Below are 10,294 nucleotides of genomic sequence, written 5' to 3'. Positions count from 1 at the left end.
AGCCAGGATCAAACTCTCAGCTCATTCTTTTCACTTACGAAACTTTGCATAACGTTTCCTTTTACTTATTCATTACTGCTTAGCCTCTGTTGGCTCGCCTGTAAAATTGTCAAGATTCATTCCTTTGTTAGTCTCTTAAGATTAGTCTCTAAGAGAAAATTTTCAAAGGCTTACTCTTATGAAAGAAATCTTATATCTCAATCTCTCATTACAGAGCTTGGTAATATTACCTCCGTTTTGAAGTTTTGTAAAGCCCCTAATTTCAAATTTCTTTAAAAAACGCTCAGTATTTTTACTGATACTTGTTCAGGAGGCCCAGTTTCTCCAGTTGGACTCGAATGTCCGCGACGGCGGCACTGCTAGCGGGCAGAAGGGGCAGCCGGGGAATGCCACCAAAGAACCCAGCTAGGTCCATCGCCGCCTTCATTCCACCGATACCATAACGACTCGTGACGCAAGCGTTGAGTTCTAAAATATCGAGCTGGATCTCGCGCGCTTTTTCGTGCTCCTTTTGTCGGCAGAGAGCGTAAATCTCCGAGCAGAGATCCGGCGCCACGTTTGCCGCGGCCAAGGTTCCCCCTCTGCCCCCCAGCACGCTCGTCGCGAAAAGAAAACTACTCGACCCCGCGAACACGGAAAAATCCTCTCCTACCCCGACGATAATCTCTGAGATTTGCACGATGTTTCCGCCAGAATCTTTCACGCCCACGATGTTCTCGTGGGCGGAGAGCCTCACCACCAGCTTCGACGAGAGATTGACGCCGCTGTTGCCCGGCATGTTGTAGATCATCACGGGAACGGGAGCCGCGTCCGCCACCGCCACGTAAAACTTTTCGAGAACCGATTCCGTTAGGTCCCGCTTATAGTAACAGGGATTGATGACCAGAGCCGCGTCTGCCCCTCTATCCGCCGCCGCCTTGGTGAGTTCTATCGTTCCTCTCAGAGATTCGCACCCCGTCCCAGCGATCACCACCTTGTTCGGACTCAGTCCCTTGCGTGTTGCCGCGACTAAGTCGAGTTTCTCAGCATGGGAGAGCATTGTGAACTCTCCGTTGCTGCCCAACACGGTAATGCCCGCGAGGCCCGTTCTATCAAACTTCGCCAGGTTCTCTGCGTATCTTCCGAAATCGATTGTCTCATCTTCTTTGAACGGTGTGGCAATGGGGGCAAACACGCCTTCTATTTTCCTCATGGTTTCTCCCTCTTTCTCCTGTTTTTTCTGTTTTGCCGGAGCTTCAGTGTCGTCTCATTCGAATGTACATTCACGAAACATATCTGTCAATTATGGATCAATTATGGATCAATTGTGGATCAATTATGGATCAATAATTATATTGCGATAAATATGTAGATGAGCATTGTCAATGTGCTATATTGACACACGAAGCTCGTCCGGGAGAAATAATTTCAAATGCGAGAGACCAAAAATGAAAACCGTATATCCGATCAAAAAAGCAAAAAAAATTGAATTGATGAAACAAATCCTGAGAGAACAAAATTAACGAAAAACCTTCACGTATCACACTTAACGTCGGACGAAGGATCTAGCGTTAGTTCAGAAGCTGCTGAACCACACTAGCAACGGCGACACATTGCGCTACTTAGGAATAGAGCAGGACGAGCTCGATGCCGTGTATTTGGGATTAAACCTATGAAAGAGGTTTTAAGGGGCAACCTCGAACTCCGTGCGATTGCGGCCGTTGACCTTGGCACGATCAAGGGCTTCGCCAGCTCGTTGGATCAACATCGCGACCGTATCCCCAGCTCTGAGAAAAGCCAAACCCAAGGATAAAGTAACCGCTTTGTCCTTACCAAGCATGTAGGTCTGTTTTTCAAAAGTCTGACGGATGCGTTCAGCCATGAGAACGGAAGAGGGCAGAGTGCCGCCCGGCAAAATAATGGCGAACTCCCCACCGCCGTAACGAGCGGCGATGTCGCTTTCCCGAAGACACTGCCGGATGAGCTTTGCCAGAGAAAATAGCGCTTTATCCCCTTCCGGGTATCCCCAAAGGTCGTTGAATTTTTGAAAATAATCGACGTCCATCATGATGAAGGCCAGTTGTTTTTTCGCGAGCAACGCGGCCTGGAGGTTTTCGTCTAGAAGGGCTAGAAAATAAGCTTTGTTGTAAAGGCCCGTCATGCCGTCGCGTTGCCCTAGGCTTTCGTAGCACAGGCTCTGTTGCTCAATGGAAAAGTAGTTTTCAAAGCGACTCCGAGTGCCGGGAATCATCATCAAGGCGAGAAAAATCGGGTCAAGTAAAAAAGAAAACATGGAAAGATACTCGAAAGCGTGCGTTGACCAGACGAATAAAACGTTGAGCAGAAGAAACACTAATCCCAAGAGGAAGGAAATCCTGGAAAGCACGCAGAAAAGGATCAAGCGATAGCCTTGGCGGAGTTTTATAATCCCCATGAATGTGATGGATGCCACCTCCATCAGAGCGGAGAGCACCACCGCTATCCCCGTCAACTGGCGCAGCCCACTCAAAGCGAAGATGATCATTGAAGCTGCCGTCAGGGTTTGGACGAATATCAGCTTACGAAGCCATTTAGGTACGATGTCCAGTTGCAACAGGTATTTGCCAAAGAACGATGTCATGACGCAATGTAACCCTAAGGCTGGCCAGTAAATAGCATCGACGATCCGGGGCGAAAGGTGGAAATAATACTGAAGATACCCGTGGAAGGCGAAAAGAAAAACGAACGTCATCAACTGACGCAGCACGACGATGAAGTAACCCCAGTCCCCCGTCATGAAATAAAAAAAGAGATAAGTCAAGGCCAATGCCGCCAGGAAACTGAAGAAAGCCATGTACTGCGTCAAATAGTCGACGAACATTCCTTGAAAACCCTGTTCTTCCTGTACCGCGAGCCCAAAAGCGACGGGAATGGCCGAGCTTACGTTTAAATAGGCGTAGCCTTCATCATAGCCATCTTCCAGTCGGAAAGAAGGGTAACGGGACGGGAAACTCCGTCGCTCGACGGGCGTGTCCAAGCCGTGAACCCAATGCTTGAACTCTCCGGGAGCGACAGGTAGGAAAAAATCGACGACTGACACGTACTCGTTCCACAGAATGAGGACGGTGCTCTCGCCGAAAAAGGCCTCCTGAGCCTCCCGCAACTTCGACATGGGAATACGAATCCACAACGATTCCTCCGGGTTCCAAAAACGGATGCCCTTCCCGGAAATAGGCTGAAAATCGCCGGCGTAGCGTCTGGCTACCTCAAAAACCCCAAAAGTATGATCCTGCAAAAACAGAACCTCTACATCCTTGAAGTAGGAAACGGGTTTTTTCTCGGCCGCAGAAGCGCGTGAATTCCCGTTTGACAGGCCCAAAACACCTATCAAGATGAAGGCAAGCAACTTTCGCACTGGGAGCTTCCCACCTGTCTTGTCTTCAGATTTTTAAATTCTTTTTTAATTTTAACAATAAACTTACAATTTAAACAGTACTTACAATTTAAACAGTACATGATGATAACACGCTGATAAAACCCTCGACCCAACGGCTCGCCTTCGGAACGAAATAAAAATAAACAACTCCCCGACGCGAGGGGAGTCGTAGGTGTTACGTGCGCTCGCCGGTTTTTTCGCTACCCTATTTCCGCACGTACAAAAACGGTCCCGCGTTCTCGAAACCTATTTTCTTATACTCAAAAATCTGTTCGGTAGAACCAACCAGGAAATACCCTCCCGGAGCCAAAGCGTTGTAAAATTTCACGTAAAGGGCCTCCTTCGTCTCCGGCGTAAAATAGATAACCACGTTGCGGCAGAGGATGATGTCGAACCCCGATCCAAAAGCGTCGTCGATCATGTTGAAACGCTTCCATGTCACTCGGCGCTTGATTTCGGCGTTAACCTGATAAGTTTCCCCCCCGTCGGAAGTGGTGAAGTACTTGTGGAGGTAATCAGGGGGGGCGTTCAGGAGTTGCCGCTTCAAATACTGCCCTTTCTGCGCGATTGCCAAGGCTCCCTGGTCGATGTCGCAGGCCAGCACGGAAATAGTAGAGTCTAGGCCGCAAACGGATGATAAAATTGCCAAAGAGTAGGGTTCTTCTCCCGTGGCGCACCCGGCGCTCCATAACTTGAGGCGTTTGTGTCCCCGTTTTCCGATCATCTCAGGGATGATCTGGTCGCGCAACTTCCACCACTGCCTGTCGTTGCGGAAGAACTCCGAAACGTTGATAGTCAGGTAGTCCAAAAACTCCCGGAGCTTCTTGTCGTCGTTTTTGATCATGCTGAAATAATCATCGTAGGTTTTGACGTTCCAACGATCTTTCAGCATATGTACCCGCCGATGGATCTGGTTCTTATAAGAATTTAAGTCCAAATCGATAATCTTACGCAGCTTTTGCTTGAAAATTTCGTAATCGGGCGAGTTATAGATATTAGGTTCTTCCACGCGACATCACCTGCTCTTGAGGATTATATTGAAGTTCATATTTGGTTCCTACGTGTTTCTCCTCCATTTGTTTCCCGTCTATTTCCCCTATTTTCCCTACTTCCCCGCGCTATTCCTCCAAAATTTCCTTTTCTTTCACCTTAAAAGCGTCGTCTATTTTCTTGATAAAATCATCTGTAATGTCTTGAACGTCTTTACTGAATTTTTTCAGGTCATCCTCCGTGATCTTGGAGTCTTTTTCCATTTTTTTCAGCGCTTCGACGGCGTCTCGGCGCTGGTTGCGCATGACGACCTTGGCTTCTTCCGCCTTTTTGCTCACGAGCTTTACTAAATCCTGACGGCGCTCTCTCGTCAACTCTGGTAGGGTCAAACGGACGGATTCCCCATCATTCTGGGGCGTGATGCCCAGGTTAGACGCTAAAATCGCCTTTTCCACCGCCTTCAAGCTGCCGCGGTCGAAAGGTAAAATCTGGATTTTACGGCTTTCGGGAATCGTGATGTTGGCCATTTGCTTCAGAGGCGTTTGGTTACCGTAGTAGTCCACCTTGATATCGGAGACTAGCCCCGGATGCGCGCGCCCCGTGCGTATCGCCAGGTATTCTCCGCCTAAAAATTCCAGAGCCTTGTCCATCTTTTCCCGCAAACTTTTTACCACGGTCTTTGGCATCACAAGTCCTCCCTTCACGATCTCTCCACAATTTCACGAAAGCGTTTTGACGTTCTGTTCAACTCGCCCTTGCCCTCGCCCTCGCTGGTTCGTGGAACCACAGTTTCAATCACAGATTCAATCACAGACGATTGTACCAATTTGCTCGTCTTTTACAAGCAGAGACACCAAGTTGCCCTGCTTTAAGATGTTCATCACCAGAATGGGGATCTTATTCTCCATGCACAGTAAAAAGGCGGAGGTATCCATGACCCCGATGCGTTTGTCCAGGGCATCCTGGTAGGTGAGGTTTGACATCAACTGGGCCGAAGGGTTCACATGAGGGTCGTCGTCATAAATACCGTCGACTTTCGTCCCTTTCACCATGCAATCGACGTTCATCTCCGCCGCACGAAGTGCCGCCGTCGTATCTGTGGAGAAGTAGGGTGACCCTGTTCCCGCCGCGAAGATCACGACGCGTCTTTTTTCCATGTGGCGAAGCGCCCGGCGGCGAATGTAGGGCTCGGCCACGGAGCGCATCTCAATGGCGGTCTGAACGCGGGTCGGTACGTTCAACTGCTCCAGAACGGACTGCAATGCCAGGGCGTTGATGACCGTCCCCAGCATCCCCATATAGTCCGCCTGAACCCGCTCAATGCCCAGCCTTTCTACTTCTTTGCCGCGCAACATGTTTCCTCCTCCCACAACCATGCACAGATTTGTCCCCGTTTTGTAAACGGCGGAAACCTCCTCCCCGATGCGACGCATCACGTCAAAATCTAGGCCAAAATGCTCACCCCCGGCCAACACCTCACCCGATAGCTTGAGCAACACGCGTTTGTACCGCGGCATAACGGACATCCCTCCCAAGAATGAGGGAAACGTGTTTCCCCCTCTAGACTCTAGAAAAAGCTCCGGCGCGGAAAGAACGATCCACGCCGGAGCCAATGGTTAGTTGCTGATTATCCTGACCGTTACTCCCCGATCATAAACCTAGAAAATCTTCGGATGACAATGTTTTCTCCGAGCTTGGCAATGATTTCCACGAGCAGGTCTTTAATCTTTTTACTGCCGTCTCGAATGTAAGGCTGCTCTAGAAGGCAGGTGGTTTCGTAAAACTTGTTGATCTTTCCTTCAATGATTTTGTCGAGGCGGTCCGCAGGCTTACCCTCATCGATCAGCTGCTGACGATAAATGCCCCTCTCTCGTTCGAGATCCTCTGCCGGCACGTCTTCGGTTTTCAAGTACAGAGGATTCGCCGCGGTGATGTGCATTGCCAACTCGTGCCCTAGGGCGTTAAATTCGTCTGTTTTCGCGACGAAGTCCGTCTCGCTGTTCAGCTCAAGCAACGCGCCTACCTTGAAATTGGTGTGGACGTAGTGGAAAATACGCCCATCAGAGGCCACCCTGCTCGCCTTTTTGGCTGCCTTGGCCAGCCCTTTTTCCCGCAAATAGTCGATCGCTTTCTCGATGTTTCCATTTGTCTCCGCAAGAGCCGTCTTGCAGTCCATCATACCGGAACCTGTGCGCTCTCTCAACTCTTTCACGACGCTTGCCGCAATCTCACTCATTCCTACCATTCTCCCCTTTATTATAGTGAATCAAGATAAAAAACCTAAAGTTAGAATAGCTAAAAGCAAGCAATGCGCTATTTTTAGCATCGTCCAACGTAACGTTTTTTAAGTTGATTGACTATATTTCCTGCCTCGCTTTTGCGTGAAACTCTACGCGCCGTCGGCGTTTTCGGGATCGTAAGTTTCGTGCAAGCGTTCTTTTACGGCGATAATATCCGCCTCGCTCACCTCAATGGGTTTCTCCTGAGGCGCAGCAGGTTTTTCGTAGACCTGAACGGCCTGGGGAGCGGCGATCGGCGCAGGCACGGCGTCCTGGCCTTGGTTGCCCTCGACGATAGCGTTGGCCATCAGTCCGGCGATCAGCTTGATAGCTCGGATGGCGTCGTCGTTGCCGGGAATGGGGTAATCGATCACCTCCGGGTCGCAGTTGGTATCTACAATAGAAATCACGGGGATACCTAACTTGCGCGCCTCGGCAATAGCGTTTTCCTCCCGTCGCGGGTCGATGAGGAAAATAGCGTCGGGAACGCCGTCCATTTTGGCGATGCCCCCAAGATATTTTTCCAGCTTGGATTGCTCCTTACGCAGCGTAGCCACTTCTTTTTTGGAGAACGCGTCCCAGGTGTTCTCCTCGTCGTATCGGCGCAACTCGATCATACGCTGCACTCGCTTGCGAATGGTGGGGAAATTGGTCATCAATCCCCCTAGCCAGCGTTGATTGATGTAATGTTGCCCGCAACGTATAGCTTCGTCCCGAATAGTCTCCTGCGCCTGGCGTTTGGTTCCCACAAAAAGGATGGCGCCCCCTTTTGCTGAGATCTCTCGAATGAAATCGTAGGCCTTATCCAAGCCCTTTACGGTTTTTTGCAAGTCGATAATGTAAACTCCATTACGCTCTGTAAAGATGTAGGGCTTCATCTTGGGGTTCCATCGCCTCGTTTGATGCCCGAAGTGCACCCCGCACTCCAACAACTGCTTCATACTCACAACCGCCAATTGTTCAACCTCCCTATAGTTATTCCTCCACAGCGACAGACAAAAATTTCGCGCCCATATTCATCCCCTTTCGGCGACGCCTTCTCGCGCGAAACACCCTTTTGCCTGCTGTCAATCTGTGTGTGTATTGACACGTCGGTAAGTATAGCACAAAACTGCTCCAAGATAGAAAGGGTTATATTTTATCTCAGAAATTCTAATTGTGTTTGACAATACAAATATTTAATGCTAAATTACGCTACATAAACATTACGTTATTCATGTTTGTTTATTGGCTAGCCCAACTTTTGTAAGATATGTAAGATATGTTTGATAAGACATGTTTGGATGACAATGTTCGAGAAATGTAGGGTGTTCTGTGGAGAGAAAATTTTTTGTCTGGCGCGATCTCTGGGCTTTGTCGTTTCTATTTTTGGTACTTTCTTCTTTTTACTTTGTCTCTTACTTTGTCTCGACCTATCGAGGAAGCAAAGGAGAGAGGTACGCGGAGATCACCGTAAACGGACAAATGGACCAGCTGGTTCCCCTGAGCGAAAAAAGGTTTTATTACAGTCCTACCGGTTTGCCCGGCGTGAAGATTGTCGTGCGAGAGGAAACGGTGGGGTTTGTCCAATCCGACTGTCCAGACAAGATATGTGTTCACATGGGCTTTTTATCGTTGCCAGGACAATCGGCCGTGTGTCTTCCTAACAGAGTGGTTATTCGTGTTGTCACTCGTGAGCGGGAAGAAGAGGCTTTGGATAGCGTTATATATTGAAGGTTATACATTAGAGTTATAAAAGAGTTATAAAGAATGTTCAGAACGAGGAGAGTTGGCAATGAAAAATTTTACGGCGCGCGAATTGACGACACTTTCTTTCATGTTGTCCATGATCTTCGTGTTATCCATACTGGAGGGAATGTTTCCACCCCTGCCGTTTCACATGCGTTTTGGGCTTTCCAATGTGGTGACGATGTATGCGCTCTTCTTCATGGGCAGACGATCCGCCTTCTTATTAGCGTTGATGAAGTCTTTGTTTGTCCTTCTGACGAGGGGGTTGGTGGCGGGACTTTTGAGCTTGAGCGGCGGAATACTCTCTCTGACCGTTATCGCTCTTCTGGCGGCTCTGTGGCGGAACGCCTCGTACTTTCTGCTCAGCGTCGCGGGAGCCATTACTCACAACATGGCGCAACTGGCCGTGGCCTCTTGGCTGGCTTCCTCCAACCTGTTGCTTTTCCTGCTTCCCGTCATGGTGGTAGCGGGCGTCGTGGCCGGTAGCCTAACGGCCGTGATGCTTCGCGTGGTGATGCCTCTTTTCAAGAATAACAAGAATAAGAACGTTCCCATGAGGAACGCTCACGTTTCTCAGACATGAGTCACAACATGAGCCGCTTTCGAGGTCGCTTTTTCGGCGCGGCGCTGTCGCTTGTGGTTCTTGTTATGTTCGCTGTTTGGACCTGGAGCGGGCGGACGGAGTCCGGTAGCGTGCCCAAAATAGGAGAAAACCTTATAGGAGGAAACCCTCCCAAGTTTTCCATGGAATTTTTCGATACCTTTGATACCATCGTCTCTTTCACAGCCTTCGCTGAGAGCGAGGAAGAGTTCCAGCGATACGCGGAGATTGTCCGCGGCGAAATGAGCCGTCTACACCGCCTGTTCGATATCTATCACGAGTACGACGGGCTGCTCAATATAAAAACGATCAACGACAACGCGGGCGCGGAAAACGCGCCTTTGCGGGTTGATCGTTCTCTTGTGGATCTTCTAGAAAGAGCTAAAGCGGCCTACGGGGATACGGGCGGGGCGGTCAACATCGCTCTGGGGCCAGTCCTGAAGATTTGGCATGACAGTCGAGAAAAAGTACTGGCGGGCGAGGAACCGGTTTCGATTCCATCTCAGGAGGAGCTTCGCCAGGCCGCGATTCACGTCTCTGTGGAGGATATCCTTATCGATCAGGAGAACTCAATGGTCTCGTTACGTCATGAAGACATGCGCCTGGACCTGGGGGCCGTGGCCAAGGGATACGCGGTGCAAAAAACCATCGAATGCCTTCGGGAGGCAGGTATGAGGTCCGGTCTTATCAACGCGGGGGGCAATGTGGCCATTATTGGCAAGCCTCTCGACGGTCGCGGCGCTTGGAACATCGGCATCCACGCCCCGACGGAGGAAGAGGACAGATCGAAAATTCTCGACGTCCTCCGGCTCACGGATGGGGCAGCCGTCACTAGCGGCAACGATCAACGCTATTTCATGGTGGGAGGGCGGCGCTATCACCACATCATTGACCCGAAAACGTTCTTTCCCGCTGAGGGATTGAAATCCGTCACCGTCCTTCACCCCGACTCCGCTACTGCCGACATTCTCTCAACCGCCGCCTTCATCCTTCCGCTGGACAAGGCGCGGGAGCTACTTTTAAGACACGGCGCGGAGGCCTTGTGGGTAACGGAGGATGGAACGAAGATGGCGACGAGGGGCTACCTGCCCTTGTCGAAAATAATGGCGAGCGCTGATAAGTCGTGATCGCTTACGTTCACGAAAACCCGCCCGAACGGGATTGGCAGCTCCGGAGGCAAAGGAGGCGAGAACTCATCGATTGAGGTTGGTGTAGTAACGAGCGTCGTCGGATTAAGAGACGGCAGAGAGTTGTGAGCGCACTGGGAAATTCGGCAATTCAAATCGGAACAGTCCTTTATGA

Annotated in this window: 10 protein-coding genes; 3 read left to right on the top strand and 7 right to left on the bottom strand. The window is 50.1% G+C overall.

The features are described 5' to 3' along the window. Positions 1-292: 292 nt before the first annotated feature. From LBJ36_00505 to rpsB, 7 genes are all read right to left on the bottom strand, one after another. A complete protein-coding gene (locus LBJ36_00505) occupies positions 293-1,192 on the bottom strand; it encodes a dihydrodipicolinate synthase family protein (GenBank protein ID MDR1377523.1) in 900 nt (299 codons plus the stop codon). A 471-nt stretch (positions 1,193-1,663) separates the two neighbouring features. Continuing rightward, a complete protein-coding gene (locus LBJ36_00500; GenBank protein ID MDR1377522.1) occupies positions 1,664-3,373 on the bottom strand; it encodes a sensor domain-containing diguanylate cyclase in 1,710 nt (569 codons plus the stop codon). A 226-nt stretch (positions 3,374-3,599) separates the two neighbouring features. Next, the gene (locus LBJ36_00495) at positions 3,600-4,403 is read right to left on the bottom strand and encodes a protein-glutamate O-methyltransferase CheR (protein MDR1377521.1); all 804 of its coding nucleotides are present in this window, start codon (positions 4,401-4,403) and stop codon (positions 3,600-3,602) included. 109 nt (positions 4,404-4,512) lie between these two features. Continuing rightward, on the bottom strand, positions 4,513-5,070 hold the full coding sequence (frr, locus tag LBJ36_00490) for a ribosome recycling factor (GenBank protein ID MDR1377520.1): 558 nt from the start codon (positions 5,068-5,070) through the stop codon (positions 4,513-4,515). Positions 5,071-5,187: 117 nt separating this feature from the next. Next, positions 5,188-5,901 carry a UMP kinase gene (gene pyrH / locus LBJ36_00485; protein MDR1377519.1) on the bottom strand — a complete coding sequence of 238 codons (714 nt, stop codon included), beginning with the start codon at positions 5,899-5,901 and terminating at the stop codon, positions 5,188-5,190. A 122-nt stretch (positions 5,902-6,023) separates the two neighbouring features. Continuing rightward, positions 6,024-6,620 carry a translation elongation factor Ts gene (gene tsf / locus LBJ36_00480; GenBank protein ID MDR1377518.1) on the bottom strand — a complete coding sequence of 199 codons (597 nt, stop codon included), beginning with the start codon at positions 6,618-6,620 and terminating at the stop codon, positions 6,024-6,026. Between the two features lie 153 nt (positions 6,621-6,773). Next, positions 6,774-7,619 (bottom strand): 30S ribosomal protein S2, encoded by an 846-nt coding sequence (rpsB, locus tag LBJ36_00475; GenBank protein ID MDR1377517.1) that lies wholly within the window; start codon positions 7,617-7,619, stop codon positions 6,774-6,776. 358 nt (positions 7,620-7,977) lie between these two features. Here rpsB and LBJ36_00470 point away from each other — a divergent pair, with 358 nt between their 5' ends. The 3 genes from LBJ36_00470 (at position 7,978) to LBJ36_00460 (ending at position 10,119) form a co-directional block, all read left to right on the top strand. Beyond that, positions 7,978-8,376: a NusG domain II-containing protein gene (locus LBJ36_00470; GenBank protein ID MDR1377516.1), complete on the top strand. Its 399-nt coding sequence runs from the start codon at positions 7,978-7,980 to the stop codon at positions 8,374-8,376. A 61-nt stretch (positions 8,377-8,437) separates the two neighbouring features. Beyond that, the gene (locus LBJ36_00465; protein ID MDR1377515.1) at positions 8,438-8,974 is read left to right on the top strand and encodes a Gx transporter family protein; all 537 of its coding nucleotides are present in this window, start codon (positions 8,438-8,440) and stop codon (positions 8,972-8,974) included. Continuing rightward, positions 8,971-10,119 (top strand): FAD:protein FMN transferase, encoded by a 1,149-nt coding sequence (locus LBJ36_00460; protein ID MDR1377514.1) that lies wholly within the window; start codon positions 8,971-8,973, stop codon positions 10,117-10,119. Before LBJ36_00465 ends, LBJ36_00460 begins: the two co-directional genes overlap by 4 nt. The last annotated feature ends 175 nt before the right edge of the window (positions 10,120-10,294 follow it).

The sequence above is a fragment of the Synergistaceae bacterium genome, from assembly GCA_031267575.1.
Classification (GTDB): Bacteria; Synergistota; Synergistia; order Synergistales; family Aminobacteriaceae; genus JAIRYN01.
The sequence above is the reverse complement of the archived record's forward strand: the minus strand, read 5'-3'. Positions and strand labels throughout refer to the sequence as shown.